Genomic DNA, 20,826 nt, shown 5'->3' with positions numbered 1-20,826 from the left:
CACGGTCAGCGGGCCATGTGCAGGAACGACCACTGGTGGCCGTCGAGGTCCCGGAAGCCGCGCATGTACATCGGCCCGTTGGCCATTCCCGGCCCGAGCGACTCCCCGCCGGCGACAGCCGCCTGGTCGACCAGTTCGTCGACCTGCCCTCGGCTCGACGCCGACAGCCCGACGATGACCTCCCGGCTGGTCGCCGTGTCCGTCGTGGCGACCCCGGTGTACGCCTCGAAGCCCGAGCGGAGGTGCAGCACCAGCCGGGTGGTGTCGGAGATGGTGAGCACCATGCTGTCGCCGTCCGGCTCGGTCTGGTCGCTGGTGAAGCCGATCGCCCGGTAGAACTCGGTCGCGGTGGTCAGGTCGCGCACCGGCAGGTTGATGAATGTCATGGTCATCGGTGGTCTCCGTCCGTTTCGAACAACACCTTCAGCGCGGCGAGCCGGTCCCGCCAGTACGCCTTCAACTCCGCGGCCTGCTCGGCTCCGGCCAGCTTCTCGTGCAGGACGTTGACCCGGGCCTTTGACTCGCCGACAGCGTCGATGCCGACGACGATGCGGGTGGGGCCACCGGCCCAGTCGGCCCGGAAGCTGCGCGGCGCGGTGGCGGTGCGGACGCGCACTTCGACGTCGGGCAGCCAGCGGGCGCGTGCCGTCTCGTCGGCGAACGCCTCGAACAAGCGCAGCGCCGGCACGGCTACCGTCCGGCTCGCGCTGGCCTCGAAGCCACCGCCGCGTCGTTGACCCGGCGCGCGCAGGCCGCGTGCCTGCTCGTACCCGACGGTGATGGTCTGCGCCCACCAGCCCGGCACCTCGTGTTCGGTGACCAGGTGACGGGCGATGCGGGTGTGCGTCCACTCGGTGGCGGACGTGGCGTCGAGCACTGCGAACCACTCGTCCCAGCCGCGGCCGGTCCGGGCGCGGATCAGGTCGTCGGCGATCCGCTCGGTCTGGGCCGCGGCAGCCGTGGCGGTCGGTTCGGTAGGTGCCGGCGGGGACGCGGCGGCGGACGCCGGCTCGGCGGCCCGATTGATCAGGTGCCGGCGGGCGGTGGTGTAGCTCTCGCCGGTCTTCTCCATCCGGGCTCGGACCCGGGCCTTGAACGATCTCTGGGTGGTCATCACATGCTCCCGGTCAACGGCACGGTCACCGGGACTCACGCTCCCGCCGACCCCGCCGAGTGGGGCATGTGGCACCACGTCCCGAGGGCTAAGGCCCCCTTTGCCTCCGCGTTGCCGGCGGCGTGAGCGCCGGGAGGGAGGTGCGGCGCAGGACTACGCCGACGTCATCCTACGCCCAAACCGCCGTCAGGGTTGGTCACCGTCGAGGTAGACCCACCGGCCGTCCTCGCGGACGAACCGGCTGTGTTCGGTCAGCGTGCCGGGCCGGCCCGCGTCCCGGTAGTGGGCGTGGAAGGTCACCGTGCCGGCGGTGTCGAGCAGGCCGCCCCGCTCGGTCTCCACGATCTCCAGTCGGGTCCACCGCTGCCCCGGGTCGAGCTCCAGGGAGGCGGGCCGGGTCGAGGAGTGCCAGCTGCGCAGCAGGTAACCGGAGTCGCCGAGGGCGAAGGCGCTGAACCGGGAGCGCATCAACGCCTCGGCCGTCGCCGGGGCGTCGCCGCCGTGCGCCGGCGCGCAGCAGTCCGCGTACGCCCGGCTGGAGCCGCACGGGCACACCCGTCCCGTCGTCGCGTTCGCCCGCCGACGTCCCGCACCCTTACCCACGTCGCCATCCTGCCGCACGCGCTCTAGTCCAGCGGCACCGGCAGCGGCACCGGCCGCTTGGCCACCCGGTCGTCGCCCGACGACTGGCCGCGCAGGTGCCGGGCGATCCAGGGCAGCAGGTGCCGGCGGGTCCAGGCCAGCTCGGCGCCGAACACCTCGCCGCGGCGCCGGCGGGGTGCCGGCGGCAACGGCTGCGTCCAGGAGTCGTCGAACCCGGGCAGACCCGCCGTATACGCCAGTGCGGCGGCGATGCGCTCGTGCCCGGCGCTGTTGGCGTGCAGCCGGTCGTCGCTCCACAGCCGGGGATCGGAGGAGACCGGGTGGGCGCCCAGGTCGAGGAGGGTGGCGCCGGTCCGTGCGGTGGCGGCCCGCAGCGCCTCGTTGAGCGCCAACATGCGACCACGGAGCGGCCGGGCCAGCGGCATCACGGGTGCCGGATCCGGCATCGTGAAGGTCAGCACGGTGGCCCCCTGCTCGACCAGTGCCTGCTGCATCGCCGCGACATCCCCGGCGACCTGGTCCGCGTCGAAGGAGGGGCGCAGCACGTCGTTCATGCCGGCGACCACGGTGGCCAGGTCGGGGGCCAGGTCGAGGGCGGGCTGGAGCTGCTCGGCCCGGATCAGCGCGGTGGTCCGGCCACGGATGGCCAGGTTCGCGTATTCCAGACCGCCCTGGGCGCGGGCCACCGCCAGGGCGAACCGGTCGGCCCAGCCCCGGTAGCCGCCGACGCCGTCCGGGTCGTCGAGCCCTTCGGTGGTGCTGTCGCCGATCGCCACGTACCGCTGCCACATCACCCGCGCGAGGTTAGCCCTCCGTCAACCCAGGCGGGCCGCCGGTGGGTCGAGAACGACAGTTGACGATCGCTCCTAGACTCGCGACATGACGCGAGCCCCTGCGGTGCCACTGGCCCCGAACGTCTGGCGTATCCCCACGGTGGGCCGCTCGGCCGTCAACTCGTACGCCTTCGTCGACGACGACGGCAGTGTCACGCTGGTCGACTGCGGGCTGGCCAAGGCGCCGGCCCGGATCGTGCGCGGGCTCGCGGCGATGGGGAAGGCGCCGGCGGACGTCACCCGGATCGTGCTCACCCATGCGCACCCCGATCACGCCGGCGGCGCGGCGGAGTTGGCCCGCCGCACCGGCGCCCCGGTCGCGGCGCACGCCGCCGACCTGCCGTACGCGCAGGCGGGTCGCGCGCCGGTCAGCGATCCGACCGTGACCGGCGGGCGGCTCTTCGCCCGGCTCAACAGCGGCCGGTTTCCGGCGGTCGAGGTGGCCCAGCCGCTGGCCGACGGGGACCTGCTCGACGTCGGTGGTGGCCTGCGTGTGGTGCACACCCCCGGGCACTCGCCCGGGCATGTGTCGCTGCTGCACGAGCCGACCCGCCTGCTGATCACCGGGGACGCGTTGTTCAACGTGCTCGGCGTCCGGTGGCCGATCAAGTGGCTGTGCAGCGACTTCCAGATGACCCGGGAGACCGCGCACGTCCTCGGCGAGTTGGATTACGACCTCGCGGCCTTCACCCACGGCCCCGAGCTGACCGACAAACCCCGCGACCGCATCCGCGCCTTCCTCTCCGCGCGCCGCTGAGCAGCCCGTCGGCGGGGCTCACAGCCAGCCGGAGCGGCGGAACAGCCGGTACAGGAACAGGGCCGCTGCCGCCATCAGGGTGAGGGCCCCGGCGTAGCCGTAGCGCCAGGCCAGCTCGGGCATGTGGTTGAAGTTCATGCCGTAGATGCCGGCGATGCCGGTCTGGGTGGCCGCGATGGCCGCCCAGGCGGCGATCTTGCGCATGTCGTTGTTCTGCTCGACGGCGAGCTGCGCCAGTCGCGACTGGACGATCGAGGTGAGCAGATCGTCGTACGCGGCCACCCGATCCACCGCCCGGCTCAGCCGGCCGTCGACGTCGACGAACCAGCGGTGCAGGGCACGCGGCGGGCCGTCGGGTTCGAGCAGCGTACGCATCGGCGCCTGCAACGGCAGGACCGCCCGCTTGAACTCCACCACCTCCCGTTTGAGCTGGTAGATATGCTGGATGTCGGTCGTGCGGTCGCGGGCGAACACCGCCTCCTCGACCCGCTCCAGGTCCCGTTCCACGTGCCCGGCCACCTCCAGGTAGGAGTCGACCATGCGGGCGCAGACCGCGTACGCCACCGCCCACGGTCCGGCGGCCAGCAGTGTGGGGCGGCGCTCGATGTCGGCGCGGACGCTGCGCAGCGCCCCGGCGGCGCCGTGTCGCACCGTGATGGCGAAGCGGTCACCGAGCAGCACCATGACGTCCCCGGTGTCGATCACCTCGGAGGTGTCGGTCAGCTCGTCGTGCTCCACGTACCCGGCGGTGCGCAGGACCAGCAGCGTGACCGGCCCCTGGCGCTGCACGGTGGGTCGGTGTCCGTCGGCGAGCGCCTGTTCGACGGTCAGCTCGTCGAGGCCGAAGGTCTGCCCGACCGCGGCGAGCACGGCCGGGCCGGGATCGTGCAGTCCCAGCCACACGAAGGTGTCGCGGCCGTGCCGCGCCCGGGCGTACGCGTCGGCGTAGTGCGGTTGACCGGGTTCCCGCCGGCCGTTGACGTAGACGGCGCAGTCGACCACGGCGTCCGGGTTGGACCGGCGAGGGGTGGGAGAGTCGCCCTCGACGCGTCCGAGCAGTCGCCGGGCCAGGGCGCGTACGCCTCGACCGGTCCGGTCGCGTACCGGTCGCTGATCCACCGCGTGCCTCCCCGTCGCCGGCGCACCGTCCCGATCAGGGGATGGTGCCACCGCATTCTGCCGAGCGGGGTCCGGCTCCCGACAGCGGGGAGGCGACTCGGGCGGCTCGGGCGGTTCGGCGCGGCTCGGGCGGTTCGGCGCGGCTCAGGCGGTGCGGGTGGCGAAGACGACGACGTTGTCGACGTAGTTGCCGGTGGCGGCGTCGAACCGGCCGCCGCAGGTGATCAGGCGCAGCCCGGCGGCGTCCGCCGGGCCGTAGACCAGGGTGGTGGGGAAGTGCTCCTTGGGGTACGCCCGGACGTCGTCCACTGTGAACGTGGCGACCCGTGCGTCGGCGCGGGTGACCTGTACCTGCTGCCCGGCGCGGAGCCGACCGAGGTCGAAGAAGACCGCCGGGCCGGACGGTGCGTCGACGTGTCCCACCAGGACGGCGTTGCCGGTCTCACCGGGGCTGACCCCGTGCCGGTACCAGCCGGCGAGGGTGGGCCGGTCCAGTGGCGGCACCTCCAGCACCCCGGTGGCGTCGGCGCCGACGGGGACGATGTCGGCGCGTACGTCGATGGCGGGGATCTGCACCCGGACCGGCGCGGCGGGTGGCAGCGGCGCCAGGTCCGGTGCGGGGTGGGTGCGGGCCGGCGCGTCGGCCGACGGTCGTGGTGGCCGCGCCGGGTCGGCGGTGAGGCCGACGGTGATCAGCCCGAGCCCGGTCACGCCGAGCAGGGCGACCACTGCCGGTAGGGTCCGCCGCCACCACACGTGTGCACCTCCGTACCGGATCGTCGGGGTGCCCGCACCGGTGTCACCGGCGCGGGCACCCGTCTCAGGGATGGAACGGTCGCCCGATCAGGCGACAGTGGACACCGGACGGCGCCGGCGGATCAGGATCACCGCGCCGGCGAGGGCGGTGCCGAGCAGCGTGCCGCCGGCGGCGAGAGCGCCGGTGTCACGGTTGTCGCCGCCGGAGCCGGCCGGTGCGCCGCCGATCGGGGTGACGGCGAAGGTGGCGGTGCCGGCCGAGCTGCCGTCGCCGCAGGTCGCCGCCACCGTGTACGTACCCAGGGTGAACCCTGCGGTGAAGAGCTCGGCGCTCAGCCCGCCGCCGGCGGCGGCCGTGGTGGATCGGACGTTCTGGTCGCGGTTGGGGCCGGTGACCCGGAAGAGGGCGTCACCCGACTTCGGGTTGCAGGTCGTCGCGGTGAGCACGACGGTCCCACCGACCGGAGTGGTGGCCGGTGACACAGTGGTGTCGGCCAGTGCGGCGCCCGGCAGCAGGAGCGTGCCGAGGCCCACGCCGAGCGCCGCCGAGCAGAGTGCTGTTGAGACCTTCATTCGCGTCTTCCCTCACTTTTCGTCCGCTGACTGCGTGGGACGTCGTTCGGGTGGCCAACTCCGTGACTAGCACCGGTGTGCCCAACACTAGGTGGGTTGGGTCCTCGATCAGGTGAAAATGAGAAATCCTCGTTGCCGTCACGTGTCCACCCGAAGGCGGGGAGAGCTGCGGAAAGGCCCGGACGGCCCGACCGGCACCGGTGCTCCGATCGATGTCTGCTCCGGCCGAGCTGTCGCCGCTGGGCCGATGGCGAGGTATTGCCGAAGACGGCGGAAATGCACCACCCGGGTCGCTCGATGCGCGCTCGGGTCAGCGGGCCTGGGCCTGGGTCGGGTCGGGCATCGGCTCGCCGGTCTCCAGCAGGGTCTTGAGGCTGGCCAGCAGCTCCGGCCAGCCGCCGCTGCCGTCGAGTTGGCCGCTGATCGCCCGGTGCATCTCACTGTCGGGGGAGAAGTCGTCGTGGATGACGGTCAGCCGGACGGTCGACCCGCTGTGCGGCTCGATCTCGAAGGTCACCGTCGACCGGCGCTCACCGAGCCGGGCGGCCAGCTCCTCGGCGGACCAGCCGAAGTGCGCGGCGTGTTCGGCCTGGAAGCCGTGCCAGCTGTAGGAGAGACGACGGTACGGCTCGGCGACGAGCACCCGCTGGCCGAGGTCGCGCGGCTCGGCGTCCGGTGCGTCCTGCCACAGCACGGGTGACCCGACCTGCCAGTCCGAAACCAGCGCGACTCCACCCCAGTAGCGACGGGTGAAGGCCGGATCGGTGAGCGCGGACCACAGTCGCTGCGCGGTGGTGGTGACGTAGGTGGTGTAGGCGAAGGTCGGGCTCTCCATGGGTTGTCGCTCCAATGCGGTGGTCAGGTCGGCCAGGGTGGCGGCGCGCTCACGGTCGTAGCGGCTGAGCCACCGGTCGGCGATGGCGTTGATCGGGGCGGCGTTGAGGTAGTGCAGCTTCTCCCGGCCGCGCCGCACGGTCGTGACGAGATTGGCCGTCTCCAGCACCGACAGGTGCTTGCTGACGGCCTGTCGGGTGCCGGCCAGCCCGTCGCACAGCTCCCGCAGGGTCTGGCCGTTGCGCTCGTTGAGCCGGTCCAGCAGTCGACGCCGGCTGGGGTCGGCCAGTGCCCGAAACACGTCGTCCATCGGCCCTCCCCGCAACAGGCAACCATTCGGTTGCTTGCCAATTTAGGCAACCAATAGGTTGCCTGTCAACCTGGCCGGGGCGGCCTTCTGACGGCGGGATAAATCCCCGTGCGGCCAGGGGAGACGCTGGTAGGTTCGCTCGCCGTGACACGGACCGTGGGAGATGGCCTGGGAACGGTGTTCGGCAAACTCTGGGCGGCGAGCACCCTCTCGGCCCTGGGCAGCGGCCTGGCCACCGTCGCCGCGCCACTCTTCGTCGCGTCGCGTACCGATGACCCGCTCGTGGTCGCCGGGGCGTCCGCCGTTGCGTGGTTGCCGTGGCTGCTCTTCGCCCTGCCCGGCGGGGTGCTGGTCGACCGGATGGACCGGCGCCGCCTGATGATCGTCATCGACCTGGTCCGGGTGGTCGCGCTCGCCGTTCTGGCCACGGCGATCCTCAGCGGCCGGGGCGGGGTGGCGCTGCTGTTCGCGGTGCTGTTCCTGGTCAACACCGGTGAGATCGTGTTCCGCGCGGCGAGCCAGGCCATGGTGCCGGTCGTGGTGCCACGGCACCGGCTGGAGCGTGCCAACGGCTGGCTCAGCGGCGGCGCCACCCTCATGCACAGCATGCTCGCCGGCCCGCTCGGCGGCTTCCTGTTCGCGCTCTCGGCGGGCAGCCCGTTCCTGGTCAACGCCGTCACGTACGCCCTCAGCGCCGTACTGGTGGCACTGATCGGCGGGGACTTCCGGGCCGCCATCGGCGACGGGCAGGCACGCCGTACCCGCTCGATGGGCGGCGAGATCGTCGAAGGACTGCGCTGGCTGGCCAACCAGCGGCTGCTGCGCACGATGGCCGTGCTGATCGGTCTGCTCAACGTGACCCTCACCGCCGCGCTCGCGGTGCTGGTGCTGCTCGCCGGCGAGCGGCTCGGACTCGGATCCGTCGGCTACGGTCTGCTCTTCACCTGCATGGCCACCGGTGGGGTGCTCGGCGCCCTCCTCGGCGACCGGATCATCGCCCGGATCAGCGCCACCTGGACGATCCGGATCGGCCTGCTCGTCGAGGCGGGGCTGCACCTGGCGTTGGCCGCGTCCCGCAGCACCATCGTGGTCGGGTTCGCGCTGTTCGCCTTCGGCGTGCACGGCGGGCTGTGGAACATCGTGTCGAACTCACTGCGCCAACGACTCACCCCAGCGAACCTGCAGGGTCGGGTGGCCAGCACGAACCTCTTCGTGGCGGCGGGCGGCAACTGCGTAGGCGCACTGCTGGGCGGGCTGCTGGCCGCCCGATTCGGCATCACCGCGCCGTACTGGGTCGGGTTGGTGGTGGCGATCGGTGTCTCCGCCGCCACCTGGCGGGTCTTCAACCGCGCCGCGGTGGCGCGCGCGTTCGCCGACCCGCCCCCGGTCGAGTCGCCCGCCCCGGTGGCCTGAGCGCCGCTCCGGCCCCTCCGGTGGTGCCGGGCGGCGGTGTGGCAGCGTGGTGCGGGTGACCGACTCCGCGCCGCTCGACGTCGACCTTGCGCTGCTCGGTGGTGGCGGTGCCGCGTCGTTGCTGCTCGCCGCTCTGGACCGGCACGGTGTCCGGGATCTGCGGATCGCCATTGTCGATCCGGTGCGCCGCCGCGGTCAGGACCGCACCTGGGCGTTCTGGGGCCACCCGGACAGCGACCTGGACCCGCTGCTCAGCGCGAGCTGGCAGCAGGTCGAGGTGGCGACGGCGGCGCGACGCCGCGTCCTGGACCTCACCCCGCTGCGGTACGCCATGCTCCGCTCCGGCCCGGTCTACGACCGGGCTGCCGATGCCGAGCGTCGCCTCGACGCCACCCGGATCGTCGCGCCCGCCGAGACGGTGCGCGACGACGGTGACCGGGTGCTGGTGGGTACCGGGGACGGGCGCGGCGTACGGGCCCGCTGGGTGCTCGACTCCCGCCCCCGCCCGCCGGCACGAGCGGGGCGAACGACCTGGTTGCAGCACTTCAGGGGGTGGTGGCTGGAGGCCGACCGGCCGGTGTTCGACCCGACGCGTGCGGTGCTGATGGACTTTCGTACCCCGCAGCCGCCCCGGGGCGTCTCCTTCGGGTACGTGCTGCCGGTCAGCGACCGCTACGCCCTGGTCGAGTACACCGAGTTCTCGCCGGACCTGCTCACCGATGCCGGGTACGACGCGGCGCTGGCCGGCTACCGGGATCTGCTCGGGCTGGATCCGACCGGGTTGCGGGTGCGCGAGGTGGAGAACGGGGTGATCCCGATGACCGACGCGCCGTTTCCGGCCCGGCCCACTCCTCGCGTGGTCCGGCTCGGCACGGCCGGTGGCGCGACCCGTCCCTCCACCGGCTTCACCTTCTCCGCCATGTACCGCCAGGCGGATCAGGTGGCCCGCGCCCTCGCCGCGGGCCGCGCGCCGGTGCCCGCGCCGGCGTACCCGCGCCGGCACCGTTGGATGGACGCGGTGGCGCTGCGCGCGCTGGACCGGGGCGGGGTGGGCGGTCCCGAGTTCTTCGACCGGCTCTTCGACCGCAACCCGGCCGAGCGGGTGTTGCGCTTCCTTGACGGCGGCACCACTCCGGCCGAGGAGGTTGCGATCATGAATTCGACCCGGCTGTGGCCGATGATCTCCGCGACCGCCGGTGACGCTGTCCACCGGGTCCGCGACCGGGTGCGCCCCATCCGGCCCGCGCCGGCCATCCCACCCGCGGTGGTGGGCGGTCCACCGGGTTCGACGCCGACGGCTCGGCGCGGCGGCCCCCCGAGCGGGGAGGACGACGTCCGCGCCCGGTAGGTTGCCGGGCATGGTGGACGCGGCGGCCGGCAGGGGCGTGCAGATCTGGACCGACGGGGCGTGCAGTGGCAACCCCGGTCCGGGTGGTTGGGGTGCGCTGCTGCGCTACGGCGATCACGAGCGGGAGTTGTGCGGCGGTGAGGCCACGCCCACCACGAACAACCGGATGGAACTGATGGCGGCCATCCAGGCGTTGGAGAGCCTGAACCGGCCGGTCACCGTGGAGCTGCACACCGACAGCACGTACGTGCGCAACGGCATCACCAGTTGGCTGGCGTCGTGGAAGCGCAACGGTTGGCGGACCGCCGCGAAGCAGCCGGTGAAGAACGCCGACCTGTGGCAGCGGCTGGAGGCGGCCTGCGAACGGCACGAGGTCACCTGGCTGTGGGTCAAGGGGCACAACGGCCACCCGGAGAACGAGCGGGCCGACGGGCTCGCCAACAAGGGCATGACCGAGGCTCGGGGCGCGCTGACCAGCCGCTGAGCCCGGATCAGCGGGTCGCGTCGGGGTGCCCCGGCATGCTCGACCCGCCGCCGCTGCTGCCCGACGAGCCACCGGCGACGCCCGAGTTGTCGGGCTCGGTCACGATGTCCGGCCGGACGTCGGTGTCCGCCGGTGCGGGGACCTCGGTGTCCGTCTCGACCTGCACCAGTGGCGTCTGGCCGACCTCGTCCTCGCTGTGCTGCGGGTCGCCCGGCTGCTCACCCTGGCGATTTCGGTAGCCCACGCCGTGCCCCCCGTCGATGCCGGTCCGCGTCGGCGCTGGCTACCCGGCGTCGTCCCGGCCGAAACCTGACCCGCCGGCGGTGACCGCCGAGCCGACCGTCTCGGCCTGCGGCGCAGCGGACGGCAGCCGCAGGGTCCGGCGGCGGCTGAGCGCGACGATCAGCGCCAGCGCGAGCGCACCGACGACCACCAGGAACGCCCAGGTGTTACCGAGGTGGTCGTTGACCACGCCACTGGTCGCCGAGCCGGCGGCGATCCCGAGCTGCCCGGCCGTCTGCAACCACCCGTACGTCTCGGGGAGCCGGACCGCCGGGGTGGACCGGGCGAGGATCTCGTCGGTGACGGCGAGGAACGGTGCCAGCGCGAGACCGAAGACCGCCAGTGCGACGGCCATCTGCGGCACGTTGCGGGGCAGCAGCAACGCCACCGAGGTGGCGGCCAACGTGCCGAGCATCGTCAGGTACGCCGCTGCCGGGCTGCCGGGCCGCCCGCGGCTCGCCAGCAGCACGCCGCCGGCCAGGCTGCCCACCGACCAGATGGTCACCAGCAGGCCGGCCTGGTCCGGGTGCCCGACAGTGGTGGCGAACGCGGGCACCAGCACCCACATCGCGCCGATGCCCATCATGTAGCCGATGTGGGTGCCGACGACGGTGCGGCGGGTGGCCTGGCCGGGCAGCGCGGATCCCTTCGCGCGAGGCTGCCGGTCGGCATCGCGCGGTGGCAGCACGGCGACCATGCCGAGCAGCCCGGCGCTGCCGATCACCGCGAAGGAGAGCAGTGCGGCAGTCGGTCCACTGATCAGCAGGCTCAGTGTCACCGCGAGGGGGCCGCCCACGTAGAGCACCTCCTGCCCGACGGCGTTGACCGCGTACGCGCGGGCCAGCGCGGCGGGGGCGACGAGCCGGGCCAGTTGGGCGCGTCCGCTGCCGACCGCCGGTGGCGTGCTGAGCCCGGCGACGGTGGCCAGCGCCACGAACGCCACCGGTTCGGTGGTGACGGCCAGGCCGAGCAGGGCGAGCAGATGGGCGAGGCCGGTGGCGAGCAGCACCGGCCGGGCACCGAGCCGGCCCAGGAGTCGGCCGACCAGCGGCGCGGTGACCGCCAGCCCGATCCCGCAGCCGGCGCTGGCCACGCCGGCGGTGGCGAAGCTGCCGGTGTTCTGGTGACCGAGCAGCACGACGAGCAGTTGCCGCAGTGCGACCGGCAGCTGCGCCACTGTCATCAACACGATGAGCAACATCGCTCGTCGAGGTACATTCACAAGTTATGAATCTACCCGAGGACGGCTCGCCCAACCTGCTCGGCGCACTCGCCCTGCTCGTCGGCTCGCGGATGCGGGCGTCGGTCAGCGCGTCCGTCGGGGCCGGTGGCGCGCTCGCCGAGGCGCTCGTCGTCCTCAAGGACCAGCCGGGGGTGACCGCCGAGTGGTTGGGCCAGGTGCTGGGGCTGACCCAGCCGGGCGTCGCGCACCTGGTCCGGCGGCTCGGGGAACAGGGCTGGGTGGAGCGGCGTCCCGGCGCCGACGCGCGCAGCCGCGCCCTGCACCTCACCACCGAGGGCACGGCGGTGGCCGTCCGGACCCTGCGCGCCCGACAGGAGGTGCTGGACGCGCTGCTCGCCCCGCTGACCGTCGAGCAGCGCGTCCAGCTCGCCGACATCGCCCGCGCCCTGCTGCACGACGAGGTGGCGGACGCCGGCAGCCTGGCCCACCTCTGCCGGCTCTGCGACCGCGCCCGCTGCCCACAGTGCCCGGTCCATGCCGGCTTCCAGGAGTTGACGGGAGCGTGCGGCGGACCGGGCCGAGCCGTTCCTAGCGGCGACGGCCCCGACGGGCGGGGGAGCGAGCCGGCTGACGGACCGGGGTGAGCGGCAGCGCCGTCCAGTGCGCCGGCCGGGTGAGCGTCTGCGGCAGCCCCGTGTGGGTGTCACCTCGGGCGGCGTCCAGCTGGGTCTGGTGCAGGAAGAGCGTGCGCCGCAGGTCCGCGCCCCGCAGGTCGGCGCCGCGCAGGTCCGCGCCGGTGACATCGGCCAGGCCGAGATCCACTCCGCGCAGGTCGGCGCCGATGAGCAGCGCCCCGCGCAGGTTGGCCCGGCGGAGGTCGGCGCGGCGCAGGTCCACCCCGAGCAGGTGCGCGCCCCGCCGGTCGGCGCCGCCGGGGGCGCGGGCCACGTCGCTGGCCCGGGACAGCAGCGGATTGACCCTGTTCCGGTGGTCGGCGACGTCCACCGCGCGAAGTTGCGCCGGGTCACCCTCGGTGAGCGTCAGCGTGTCGACGCGGGCGCGTTCCAGCTCGGCGTGCAGGTCGGCCGGCGGGCGCAGCGCCACCGCCTCGGTGAGGTACCAGAGCAGTTCGTGCAGCGGTCGCAGCACCGCGAACGCCTCCGCCATCGCCGGTAACGTCTCCGGCGCGTCCCGCCAGTCCCGCCCGCCGAAGGTCACCTGGGCGACCTGCTGCCCGGCCCCGAAGCAGTCGAACACCGTGCAGCCGGGGAAACCACGCTGCCGCAGCTCGGTGTGGATGCCGCAGCGGTGGTCGGGACGCAGGTTGGGGCAGGGCGAGCCGGCCGGCTTGTCGATGGCGAAGTCCGCCGACGCGGCGAAGGCCGGCACCACGCAGCACAGCCCGAAGCAGCGTCCGCAGTCGGCGCGCAACTGCGCCGCCCCGGACGGCGGTGCGGTGCGGTGCGACACGCCGACGGTCCTCCTGGCGATGGGGGTGGACCACCATTGTTTCCTGTGCCGAACCCACGGGTCGGTCGGGGGTCACCGTGCGTGTGTGTCACCGGCCGTCGCGGGGCGGGGCGCCGGGGTACGGGCATCGCCCGGTGGCGGCACCAGTCGGCGGACGTCCCGCTCGCCGTCGTCGTGCCCGTACTTCTGGTCGAAGTGCCGTTTCACCACGGCGACCGGCGTGCGGTCCCCGTCGGCGGGCTCGGCCAGGGCGAACACGCCGGGCGCCGCCCCGGGCGCGCGGGGCGGCAGCACGGCTCGCACCGTCAGCGGCCCGGTCACCCGGAACCCCCGGCAGTCGACGTAGTGCTGCCCGTCCACCGTCACGAACGGCACGCGTACCTCGACCACGTCCGACTCGTCGTGGCGCAGCGTGACCGTGACCGACCAGTACCGCTCCAGGTCGAGGGTGGCCTGCTCGTGCTCCCACAGCTCCTCGAACCGGGCGTGCACGAACCCGCCCCACGGGCTGTCCATGTCCACCTCGAGCTGCGGCACGTTGAACGACAACTTGCCGATCGGGAAGAACGAGATCAGCGCCCGCCCGTCCCACTGGTAGAGCTGGATCGACGGGGATGCGTCGTAGAGCCGGACCTGTAGGCGGTGGCGCAGCCGCGAGTCGAGCGCCTCGGCAAACGCGGCCAGGTGGCGCAGGTTGGTGCGGATCTGCCGGGGCACGTCCACCCGTTGCCGTTCCAGCTCCTCGGAGCGTTGCTGGGCGGCGGTGCAGTCGGGGTCGAGCAGGAGCAACTGCACCTGGGCGCCGTTGGCCAGCGCCGCTCGCACCGCGCTCAGGGTGTCCTCCCGGTGCCGTTGCTCCAGCAGGATCGTCCAGGTGTCGAGGATGCGCACCCGACGCCCGGAGCGGTGCAGCCGTGTCACGAACGCCTGCTGGTCGAAGCTGAGGTGCTCCTGTACCCGCGCCTTGCGGGCCTCCTCGAACAACGGGTCGAAGATGACGTACGAGATGGCCGCGAGGACCACGCTGGCCCCGAGGTTGAGCAGTAGGTCGCTGAGGAAGCCGGTGCTGCGCCAGGCGGCCAGCAACATGACGACGGCGATCGCGAAGAGTGCCCCACCGACGACGAAGGCCCGTCGTTGCCGCCCGCCCCGACCAGCCCACCCGGGCATCCGGTCCCCTTCCGCCGTCGGTCGGCCCCACCGCCGCTTGCTGATCACCGGAGTTCGGAGGATACGTGCCCGCTTTGCTGGGCGCTGTCCCGTTCTCCGAGCGGCTGGTTCGCCGCTCGGAGACGCTCCACCGCTCATAGGGTGACGGTAACGGAGTCGTGCGACCACGGAGGGTGGCGGGGTGGACGAGGGCGAACGCGGGCGGGCGCTTCTCACCGTCCTGACCACCGAGCACTACGCGTTGCAGACGTCCAGAGCCGGCACCATCGCCGAGGCCACCGGCCGCGCCACCATCTTCCTGTCCGTCCTGTCGGCGGCGCTGATCGGCCTCGGCTTCGTCGCCAGCAACGACAAGCTGGTCCGGCCGTACCTGGCAGCGGTGCTGCCGACGCTGGTCGTCATCGGGGTGCTGACGTTTCTACGGCTGGTGGAGACCACCGTGGAGAACTCGTTGGACCTGCGGCGGATCCAACGCATCCGGGCCTACTACCAACATGAGCTCGCCGGCGAGCACGACTTCTTCGCCGACGCGGTGGTGGCCGACGACGCCATGAGCACGGCCTGGAACCTGGTCGGCACGCGTCCGGGGCGGTGGGAATTCCTGCTGACCACGGCCGCGCTCGTGGGCGCGGTCAACGCGGTGCTCAGCGGGCTCGGCACCGCCCTGGTGGCCACGACCGTCGGGGCCGGGGGCGCGTTGACGGTAGTGGTCGGGGTGCTGGTCGCGGTGGTGGCGTTCGGTGTGCAGTTCGCGTACATCGTCCGGGCGTCGGCCGCGCCGATGCGTTGACGGCGCCCGCCGGTGCCGCTCAGACCGATCGCCAGTCGTCGTTCGTCAACGCCGCGGCCTGGGGACCCATCAGCAGCATGCCCCCGTCGACCGGCCAGGACGCGCCGGTGACGTAGCTGGCGGCGGGGGAGGCGAGCAACGCGACCACGGCGGCCACCTCCCGGGCGTCGCCGGGCCGCCCCAGCGGCACACCGGACCGTTCCTGGGTGAACGGGTCGACATCCTCCTGACCGGTCATCGGCGTGGCGATCTCGCCCGGGGCGACGGCGTTGACGGTGATCCCGTCGGCGGCCAACTCCTGGGCCATCACCCGGGTCAGCAGCCCGAGCCCGCCCTTCGCGACGCAGTACGCGGCGGAGCCCACCCGGGGCGCGTGCTCGTGCACGCTGGTGATGTTGATGATCCGCCCGCCGGCACCGGTGGCCAACATCCGTCGCGCGGCCCGCTGGGCGCACAGGAATGGCGCGTCCAGGTCGACGGCGAGCACCTCGCGCCACTGCTCCCACGCGGTGTCGACGAACGGCGTCGAGGCCCCGGTGCCGGCGTTGTTGACCAGCACCCCGATGCCGCCCAGCCGGTCGGCCAACTCGTCCACCACCGCCGCCGCGTCCGGCAGTCGGGTCAGGTCCACCTCGGCGACCTCGCAACGCCGTCCCGTCGCGCGGACCTCGGTGGCCGTCCGCTCCGCGCCGTCGGGGTCGCCGTACCAGGTGATGCCGATCTCGAAGCCGGCCTCGGCCAGCGCCACCGCGCAGGCCTTGCCGATGCCGGAGTCCGCACCGGTGACGACGGCGATCCTCGGGTAGTTCTCGTATCGCTGTGGCATGCTGCCGCACTACCCCGGCAGGGCCGGCCCAACCGCCACGAGGACCACGACCCATCGGCCGGCGGCGTACCGTCGCCTGATGCGGATCACCCGATTCACGCACGCCTGTGTCCGCGTCGAGCACGACGGTGGGGTGCTGGTCGTCGACCCGGGGACGTGGAGCGAGCCGCGGGCCCTGGCCGGCGCGGACGCCGTCCTGGTCACCCACGAGCACGCCGACCACATAGACGTGTTGCGGCTCGCCGGTCTCGGTGTCCCCGTGTACGCGCCGGAGGGTGCCCGCCTGCCGGATCTCGCCCCGCTGCCGGTGACCCGGGTCGGTGCGGGCGAGCGGTTCACGGCGGCCGGCATTCCGGTCAGCGCGCACGGCGGCCGGCACGCCGCGATCCACGAGGGGCAGCCCGACTGCCCGAACCTCGGCTACCTGATCGGCGGCGAGCTCTACCACCCGGGCGACGCCCTGCACGTGCCGGACGAGCCGGTGCGCACCCTGCTCGTCCCGGCCCAGGGGTCCTGGCTGCGCCTCGACGAGGCGATCCGGTTTGCCGGCGCCGTGCGCGCGGCGGCGGCGTACCCGATCCACGACGCGCAGCTCAACGACCGCGGTCTGGCCAGCGTCGCGGGTTGGTTCGCCGAGACGATCCCCGGCTACCGTCACCTGCTGCCCGGCGACACCGCCTGACCCCGGTCGTCATCCGCCGTCGGGGTGCGGAAACGGGGCGCGGCGGCGGTGAGCACCGCGGCGGCCGTCGGAGCGGACCACCCCTCGGTCAGCTCCGTCACGAGCTCGGCGACCAGCCGGCTCACTGCCGGCCCGCCACCCGGGTGCAGCGCCTCGGCGACGATCAGCACCGACGAGGTGCCCGCCCGCACGGCAGACCAGCCGCTCTGCCGGTTCGTCCACCGTCGGGCGTGTGCCCGCCCGGCGGAGTCGACGAAGGTCACCTCGCCCGGCTCGGGATGCTCGGTGTCGCCCGCGAAACTCAGGTACGCCTCGTCGCCGTGTGCCGGCCGGACCACCAGGTCGCCGTCGACCCGGTCCAGGTCGAGCGCCGCGACCGGGATGGCGTACGCGGCCGAGATGGCGTTGCAGAGGTCGACGAGCGGGTGCACCCGGGGCAGTTCGCCGTCGAGGCGCAGCCGACGCAGCAGCGCCTCGGCGGCGCACCGGTACTTGGTGGGCCGCAGCCCCATCGCCGCGTACGCCCGCCGCCACGCCTGGATCTCCGGGAACCCGCTCTCGGCCCCACCGGCCAACCGCCGCCGCGCCTCGGCGAGATGAGCGGCCGTGCGTGCCTCCACGTCGACGGTGGCGGTGATCCCGGCGGCCTGCACCACACCGACGACCAGGTCGGGGTACGCGTCGCGAAGCTGCGGAGAATGTTCGAACTGCACTGTGGTCCTATCGTTCGGTGAGGGCGAGGGTCACGCCGAGCGCGACGAACGTGCCGGCGGCGGATCGGCGCAGCCAGTCGGTGACCCGGGGTCGGGTCAGCACCCGGTCGCGTACCCGGGCCGCGAAGATGCCGTAGCCGCTGAACACCACGAAGGTGAGCAGCATGAACACCGCGCCACAGCCGAGCATCGCCCGGGTCGAGCCCGGTGCCGTGGTGTCCACGAACTGCGGCAGGAACGCGACGAAGAACATCGTCGGCTTCGGGTTGAGCAGGTTGACCAGCACCCCGGAGACGATCACCCGGATCGCCGAGCGGGGCGGGGCGTCGGTGGTCACCGCGAAGGCGTCGCGGTCCCGCGCCATGGACCAGGCCAGGTAGAGCAGGTAGCCGACGCCGAGGTAGCGGACGGTCTCGAACGCCACCGCGCTGGTCTGCATCAGCGCGGCCAGCCCGGTCATCGCGGCCAGCAGATGCGGCAACGTCCCCAGCGTGCAGGCGAACGCGGCCAGCACCCCGGCCCGCGCACCCCGCGAAAGGCCGGCGGAGAGCGTGAAGATCACCCCGGTGCCGGGGGTGACCACCACGATCAGCGTGGTGATCAGGAACGGGATGGTCACGATCGTCCTCCGACGGAGTTGGCAGGTCTGGCTCCTGCTCACTCTGCTGCCACAATGGTCCGATGGGCAGAGCCAAAGCGACTGCGTCCGAGAGGTCCATATCGGCCGGGTCCGACTTCCTGCACCTGACCATCACCGACGCGACGCCGGGCGGGCGCGCCGCCTGGCTGACCGACCGGCTGCGGCAGGCCATCGCCGAAGGACGAGTGCCGGTCGGTGACCGGCTGCCCCCGACCCGGGTGCTCGCCGCCGACCTCGGTGTGTCCCGTGGTGTGGTCACCGAGGCGTACCAGCGCCTGACCGAGGAGGGGCACATCGCCGGTCGGGGCCGGGCCGGCACTGTCGTCGTCGCCGCGCCGGCCGCGCCCACACCCACAGCGGCCGCCGCGCCGGCACCGGTCACGACCTTCCCGCCGGCACCGGGCACCGACATCTTCGACGCGGTACGCGCGGCGCACGCGAGCATCGACCTGACGCCCGGCGTACCCGATCTGGCCGCCTTTCCCCGCGCGGACTGGCTGCGCGCCGAACGGAGCGTGCTGCGCCGCCTCGCCGCAGCCGACCTCGGGTACGGCGACCCCTGTGGCACGCCCGCGCTGCGACAGGCCGTCGCCGCCTGGCTGGCCCGTAACCGTGGCATCAGCGTCGACCCCGCCGAGGTGATCATCGTGGCCGGCGTCTCCCAGGCGCTCGGGCTGCTCGCCCAGGCACTCACCGCCGCCGGCGTCCACCGGATCGCCGTCGAGGACCCGGGCTCGCTCGGGGTGCGCCAGCACCTGAACAACTGGCGGATGGACACCCCGCCGATCAGCGTCGACGACGCCGGGCTGCGGGTCGACGAGTTGACCGCCAGCGGCGTACCGGCCGTGATGCTCACCCCCGCGCACCAGTTCCCGACCGGCGTGGTGCTCGACGGTGACCGCCGCCGCCAACTCGTCGCCTGGGCGCGAGCCGGCGGTCTGATCATCGAGGACGACTACGACGCCGAGCACCGCTACGACCGTCCACCGGTGCCGGCGCTGCGTGGCCTGCTGCCCGAGCAGGTCTGCTACGCCGGCAGCGTCTCCAAACTGCTCGCCCCCGCCCTGCGGGTCGGCTGGCTGCTCGTGCCGGCGCGGCTGCGCGAGGCCGTGGTGGCCGCCAAGCGCAACGCCGACCTGGGCAACGCCGTGCTACCGCAACTGGTGCTGGCGGAGTTGATGACCTCCGGCGCCTTCGAGCGGCATCTGCGGCTGCTGCGTCGCCGACACATCCGTCGGCGGGACGCCATGATCGCCGCGCTGGCCCGCGCGTTGCCGTCGGCGACGGTGCACGGCGCCGCCGCCGGCCTGCACCTGATGATCACGCTGGACGACACAGTGGTCGACACCGAGCTGGCGGCGGCGACGCTGGCGCGCGGGGTGAAGGTGCAACCGCTGTCCTGGCACTGCCAGCGGCCGTACCCGCCCGGCCTCGTGCTCGGCTACGCGGCCCGCACGCCCACCGAGATCGAGGACGGCGTCGCCGCTGTCGCCGCCGCGCTTGGCTCCGGCTAGGGCTTGTTTCGGAAGTGTCGGTCGAGCCGAGACCGTCCGTCCAACGTGCTCGCCGGCGTATCCTTCGCCGGTGGGACTGCGGTTCGAGACGCGCGGGTCCGACTCGCCATGGGTCGACACCGTGTGGACCTGCACGAGCGAGCAGGTCACCACGATGACGTCCGTGGCAGGAGTGCGGTGGGGCCTGGTGTTCTGGGAACAGGCTGGCCGCACGTACGCGAGCATCACCGGTCCCGAGACCCGGACCGGCACGGCGCCGGTGCCGGAGGGCGCTACCTTCACCGGCATCGAGTTCGCCGTGGGCACCTCACTGCGGGCCGTGCCCACGCCGACGCTGGTCGACGGCGGCATCGAGCTTCCCGACACCACACGCCGGACGTTCCGGCTGGACGGTGCGCGCTGGGAGACGCCCAGCCCCGACGACGCCGAGGCCCTGGTCGACAGCCTCGTCCGGGCCGGGACCGTGGTCCGTGACCCGCTCGTCGCCGAACTGCTGCGGGGAGGCCGTCCGGCCATCTCGGCGCGTACCGTCGAACGCCGGTTCCGCGCCGCGACCGGACTGACGCGCGGCGCGGTCCGGCAGGTCGAGCGGGCCCGTGCGGCGGCGGAGCTACTGGCCACCGGCGACCCTGCCGCCGACGTGGTCGCCAAGCTCGACTACTTCGACGAGCCGCACCTGGCCCGGGCACTGCGCTGCTACGTCGGACGCACCGTTCGGCAGCTGCGCGAGGGCACCGGCGGCGCCATCGCCCTCGACCTGGATCAGCGCTTGACGTCGTAGACCAGCTTGAGGATGCCGTTCGAGTAGCTCTCCGACTCCCGCAGCGTCAGCATGTGCTTGTCGCGGTCGGCTCGGCCGAACAGGCTCTTGCCGGCACCGAGCAGCACGGGGAAGACGAGCAGGTTGTACTGGTCGATCAGCCCCTCGTCGGACAGCCGCCGGGCCAGCTCCGCGCTGCCGTGGATGAAGATCGCTCCGCCCTCGCCCTGCTTGAGCGCGGCGACGTCCCCGGTCGAGCGCAGGATCGTCGTCGGCCCCCACCCGTCGACGAGCGCGTCGTCGGACAGCGTGCTCGACACCACGTACTTGGGCAGCTCCTTGTAGTCGGCGTGGTCCTCCGAATCGGGCCAGACCGGCGCGAACGCCTCGTAGCTGCGACGGCCGAACATCAACGCCGTCGTGTCAGCGAGTTCCTCGCCCTTCAGCGACCAGGCCTCCGGGACGAACTCGAGGTCCTTGAACACCCAACCGCCGCTGCGGTGCTCCTCGCCCGGCCCGCCGCCGGGCGAGTCCACGACGCCGTCGAGCGACATGAAACCGGTGTAGACCAGGTCGCGCATTGTGTTGTCTCCTCATGCTCGAAAGCGGGCTGCCGGGGTCCACGCTAGATCGCGGTCGCGGCGCTGTCTTG

Annotated in this window: 25 protein-coding genes; 9 read left to right on the top strand and 16 right to left on the bottom strand. The window is 73.1% G+C overall.

The annotated features are described in order from the left end of the window. Nucleotides 1–5 precede the first annotated feature (5 nt). From GA0070561_RS26645 to GA0070561_RS26630, 4 genes are all read right to left on the bottom strand, one after another. Entirely contained in the window at nt 6–392 is a 387-nt protein-coding gene (locus tag GA0070561_RS26645; protein ID WP_091406621.1) for a VOC family protein, read from the bottom strand. After that, nucleotides 389–1,114: a hypothetical protein gene (locus GA0070561_RS26640; RefSeq protein ID WP_112623442.1), complete on the bottom strand. Its 726-nt coding sequence runs from the start codon at nt 1,112–1,114 to the stop codon at nt 389–391. The genes GA0070561_RS26645 and GA0070561_RS26640 overlap by 4 nt, the downstream gene beginning before the upstream one ends. Before the next feature lie 186 nt (nt 1,115–1,300). Further along, complete coding sequence (locus tag GA0070561_RS26635) at nt 1,301–1,717, bottom strand: YchJ family protein (RefSeq protein WP_091406619.1); 417 nt, start codon at nt 1,715–1,717, stop codon at nt 1,301–1,303. 23 nt (nt 1,718–1,740) lie between these two features. Beyond that, nucleotides 1,741–2,508, bottom strand: coding sequence for an SGNH/GDSL hydrolase family protein (locus tag GA0070561_RS26630; protein ID WP_091406618.1), 768 nt, complete (start codon nt 2,506–2,508; stop codon nt 1,741–1,743). A gap of 88 nt (nt 2,509–2,596) precedes the next feature. Here GA0070561_RS26630 and GA0070561_RS26625 point away from each other — a divergent pair, with 88 nt between their 5' ends. Further along, nucleotides 2,597–3,307 carry an MBL fold metallo-hydrolase gene (locus tag GA0070561_RS26625; RefSeq protein ID WP_091406616.1) on the top strand — a complete coding sequence of 237 codons (711 nt, stop codon included), beginning with the start codon at nt 2,597–2,599 and terminating at the stop codon, nt 3,305–3,307. Between the two features lie 18 nt (nt 3,308–3,325). Here the strand turns inward: GA0070561_RS26625 and GA0070561_RS26620 are convergent, their stop codons facing one another. From GA0070561_RS26620 to GA0070561_RS26605, 4 genes are all read right to left on the bottom strand, one after another. After that, complete coding sequence (locus GA0070561_RS26620) at nt 3,326–4,426, bottom strand: magnesium and cobalt transport protein CorA (RefSeq protein ID WP_091406614.1); 1,101 nt, start codon at nt 4,424–4,426, stop codon at nt 3,326–3,328. A gap of 144 nt (nt 4,427–4,570) precedes the next feature. Continuing rightward, nucleotides 4,571–5,182: a class F sortase gene (locus GA0070561_RS26615; RefSeq protein ID WP_091406612.1), complete on the bottom strand. Its 612-nt coding sequence runs from the start codon at nt 5,180–5,182 to the stop codon at nt 4,571–4,573. Between the two features lie 87 nt (nt 5,183–5,269). Next, nucleotides 5,270–5,755, bottom strand: coding sequence for a hypothetical protein (locus tag GA0070561_RS26610; protein ID WP_091406610.1), 486 nt, complete (start codon nt 5,753–5,755; stop codon nt 5,270–5,272). A 310-nt stretch (nt 5,756–6,065) separates the two neighbouring features. Continuing rightward, nucleotides 6,066–6,899 carry an ArsR/SmtB family transcription factor gene (locus tag GA0070561_RS26605; RefSeq protein WP_091406608.1) on the bottom strand — a complete coding sequence of 278 codons (834 nt, stop codon included), beginning with the start codon at nt 6,897–6,899 and terminating at the stop codon, nt 6,066–6,068. 144 nt (nt 6,900–7,043) lie between these two features. Here GA0070561_RS26605 and GA0070561_RS26600 point away from each other — a divergent pair, with 144 nt between their 5' ends. The 3 genes from GA0070561_RS26600 to rnhA are packed head-to-tail and all read left to right on the top strand — an operon-like array spanning nt 7,044 to nt 10,144. Then, nucleotides 7,044–8,312 carry an MFS transporter gene (locus GA0070561_RS26600; protein WP_244166445.1) on the top strand — a complete coding sequence of 423 codons (1,269 nt, stop codon included), beginning with the start codon at nt 7,044–7,046 and terminating at the stop codon, nt 8,310–8,312. 49 nt (nt 8,313–8,361) lie between these two features. After that, complete coding sequence (locus GA0070561_RS26595) at nt 8,362–9,660, top strand: lycopene cyclase family protein (protein ID WP_425255915.1); 1,299 nt, start codon at nt 8,362–8,364, stop codon at nt 9,658–9,660. 10 nt (nt 9,661–9,670) lie between these two features. Next, nucleotides 9,671–10,144 (top strand): ribonuclease HI, encoded by a 474-nt coding sequence (gene rnhA, locus GA0070561_RS26590; RefSeq protein WP_091406604.1) that lies wholly within the window; start codon nt 9,671–9,673, stop codon nt 10,142–10,144. A gap of 7 nt (nt 10,145–10,151) precedes the next feature. Here rnhA and GA0070561_RS26585 read toward each other — a convergent pair whose 3' ends face one another. Further along, complete coding sequence (locus tag GA0070561_RS26585; protein ID WP_091406602.1) at nt 10,152–10,388, bottom strand: preprotein translocase YidC; 237 nt, start codon at nt 10,386–10,388, stop codon at nt 10,152–10,154. Nucleotides 10,389–10,427: 39 nt separating this feature from the next. Beyond that, a complete protein-coding gene (locus GA0070561_RS26580) occupies nt 10,428–11,627 on the bottom strand; it encodes an MFS transporter (protein WP_091406600.1) in 1,200 nt (399 codons plus the stop codon). A 26-nt stretch (nt 11,628–11,653) separates the two neighbouring features. On the opposite strand from GA0070561_RS26580, the gene GA0070561_RS26575 reads away from it, so the two are divergent. Next, nucleotides 11,654–12,253, top strand: a complete 600-nt coding sequence (locus GA0070561_RS26575; protein WP_091406599.1) for a MarR family winged helix-turn-helix transcriptional regulator — start codon at nt 11,654–11,656, stop codon at nt 12,251–12,253. Here the strand turns inward: GA0070561_RS26575 and GA0070561_RS26570 are convergent. Beyond that, a complete protein-coding gene (locus tag GA0070561_RS26570; RefSeq protein WP_091406597.1) occupies nt 12,198–13,079 on the bottom strand; it encodes a pentapeptide repeat-containing protein in 882 nt (293 codons plus the stop codon). The genes GA0070561_RS26575 and GA0070561_RS26570 overlap by 56 nt on opposite strands. 72 nt (nt 13,080–13,151) lie before the next feature. After that, entirely contained in the window at nt 13,152–14,249 is a 1,098-nt protein-coding gene (locus tag GA0070561_RS26565; protein WP_091406595.1) for a DUF5919 domain-containing protein, read from the bottom strand. 181 nt (nt 14,250–14,430) lie between these two features. On the opposite strand from GA0070561_RS26565, the gene GA0070561_RS26560 reads away from it, so the two are divergent. Further along, nucleotides 14,431–15,039 carry a hypothetical protein gene (locus tag GA0070561_RS26560; RefSeq protein WP_091406592.1) on the top strand — a complete coding sequence of 203 codons (609 nt, stop codon included), beginning with the start codon at nt 14,431–14,433 and terminating at the stop codon, nt 15,037–15,039. Between the two features lie 19 nt (nt 15,040–15,058). On the opposite strand, the gene GA0070561_RS26555 is transcribed toward GA0070561_RS26560, so the two are convergent. Then, nucleotides 15,059–15,865: an SDR family oxidoreductase gene (locus GA0070561_RS26555; protein ID WP_091406590.1), complete on the bottom strand. Its 807-nt coding sequence runs from the start codon at nt 15,863–15,865 to the stop codon at nt 15,059–15,061. A gap of 79 nt (nt 15,866–15,944) precedes the next feature. Here GA0070561_RS26555 and GA0070561_RS26550 point away from each other — a divergent pair, with 79 nt between their 5' ends. Beyond that, entirely contained in the window at nt 15,945–16,547 is a 603-nt protein-coding gene (locus tag GA0070561_RS26550; protein WP_091407304.1) for an MBL fold metallo-hydrolase, read from the top strand. On the opposite strand, the gene GA0070561_RS26545 is transcribed toward GA0070561_RS26550, so the two are convergent. Both GA0070561_RS26545 and GA0070561_RS26540 read right to left on the bottom strand, forming a co-directional pair. Next, nucleotides 16,520–17,260, bottom strand: a complete 741-nt coding sequence (locus tag GA0070561_RS26545) for a B3/B4 domain-containing protein (protein WP_091406587.1) — start codon at nt 17,258–17,260, stop codon at nt 16,520–16,522. The genes GA0070561_RS26550 and GA0070561_RS26545 overlap by 28 nt on opposite strands. A gap of 7 nt (nt 17,261–17,267) precedes the next feature. Next, nucleotides 17,268–17,879, bottom strand: coding sequence for a LysE family translocator (locus GA0070561_RS26540; RefSeq protein ID WP_091406584.1), 612 nt, complete (start codon nt 17,877–17,879; stop codon nt 17,268–17,270). Between the two features lie 62 nt (nt 17,880–17,941). Between GA0070561_RS26540 and pdxR the strand changes: the two genes are divergently transcribed. Together pdxR and GA0070561_RS26530 are read left to right on the top strand one after the other, a co-directional pair. Further along, the gene (gene pdxR / locus GA0070561_RS26535) at nt 17,942–19,414 is read left to right on the top strand and encodes a MocR-like pyridoxine biosynthesis transcription factor PdxR (protein ID WP_091406581.1); all 1,473 of its coding nucleotides are present in this window, start codon (nt 17,942–17,944) and stop codon (nt 19,412–19,414) included. Between the two features lie 70 nt (nt 19,415–19,484). Continuing rightward, a complete protein-coding gene (locus tag GA0070561_RS26530) occupies nt 19,485–20,195 on the top strand; it encodes a helix-turn-helix domain-containing protein (protein WP_091406579.1) in 711 nt (236 codons plus the stop codon). On the opposite strand, the gene GA0070561_RS26525 is transcribed toward GA0070561_RS26530, so the two are convergent. Further along, nucleotides 20,177–20,755 carry a dihydrofolate reductase family protein gene (locus GA0070561_RS26525; RefSeq protein ID WP_091406577.1) on the bottom strand — a complete coding sequence of 193 codons (579 nt, stop codon included), beginning with the start codon at nt 20,753–20,755 and terminating at the stop codon, nt 20,177–20,179. The genes GA0070561_RS26530 and GA0070561_RS26525 overlap by 19 nt on opposite strands. Nucleotides 20,756–20,826: the final 71 nt, after the last annotated feature.

Origin of the sequence: Micromonospora saelicesensis (assembly GCF_900091575.1) — a bacterium.
GTDB classification, from domain to species: Bacteria; Actinomycetota; Actinomycetes; order Mycobacteriales; family Micromonosporaceae; genus Micromonospora; species Micromonospora saelicesensis.
The sequence above is the reverse complement of the archived record's forward strand: the minus strand, read 5'-3'. Positions and strand labels throughout refer to the sequence as shown.

Coding starts and splice junctions, on each gene's coding strand:
- GA0070561_RS26565 (WP_091406595.1), bottom strand. CDS start 14,249: ATGCCCGGGTGGGCTGGTCGGGGCGGGCGGCAACGACGGGCCTTCGTC.
- GA0070561_RS26605 (WP_091406608.1), bottom strand. CDS start 6,899: ATGGACGACGTGTTTCGGGCACTGGCCGACCCCAGCCGGCGTCGACTG.
- GA0070561_RS26645 (WP_091406621.1), bottom strand. CDS start 392: ATGACCATGACATTCATCAACCTGCCGGTGCGCGACCTGACCACCGCG.
- GA0070561_RS26575 (WP_091406599.1), top strand. CDS start 11,654: ATGAATCTACCCGAGGACGGCTCGCCCAACCTGCTCGGCGCACTCGCC.
- GA0070561_RS26625 (WP_091406616.1), top strand. CDS start 2,597: ATGACGCGAGCCCCTGCGGTGCCACTGGCCCCGAACGTCTGGCGTATC.
- GA0070561_RS26610 (WP_091406610.1), bottom strand. CDS start 5,755: ATGAAGGTCTCAACAGCACTCTGCTCGGCGGCGCTCGGCGTGGGCCTC.
- GA0070561_RS26525 (WP_091406577.1), bottom strand. CDS start 20,755: ATGCGCGACCTGGTCTACACCGGTTTCATGTCGCTCGACGGCGTCGTG.
- GA0070561_RS26550 (WP_091407304.1), top strand. CDS start 15,945: ATGCGGATCACCCGATTCACGCACGCCTGTGTCCGCGTCGAGCACGAC.
- GA0070561_RS26580 (WP_091406600.1), bottom strand. CDS start 11,627: ATGTTGCTCATCGTGTTGATGACAGTGGCGCAGCTGCCGGTCGCACTG.
- pdxR (WP_091406581.1), top strand. CDS start 17,942: ATGGGCAGAGCCAAAGCGACTGCGTCCGAGAGGTCCATATCGGCCGGG.
- GA0070561_RS26630 (WP_091406618.1), bottom strand. CDS start 2,508: ATGTGGCAGCGGTACGTGGCGATCGGCGACAGCACCACCGAAGGGCTC.
- GA0070561_RS26555 (WP_091406590.1), bottom strand. CDS start 15,865: ATGCCACAGCGATACGAGAACTACCCGAGGATCGCCGTCGTCACCGGT.
- rnhA (WP_091406604.1), top strand. CDS start 9,671: ATGGTGGACGCGGCGGCCGGCAGGGGCGTGCAGATCTGGACCGACGGG.
- GA0070561_RS26640 (WP_112623442.1), bottom strand. CDS start 1,114: ATGACCACCCAGAGATCGTTCAAGGCCCGGGTCCGAGCCCGGATGGAG.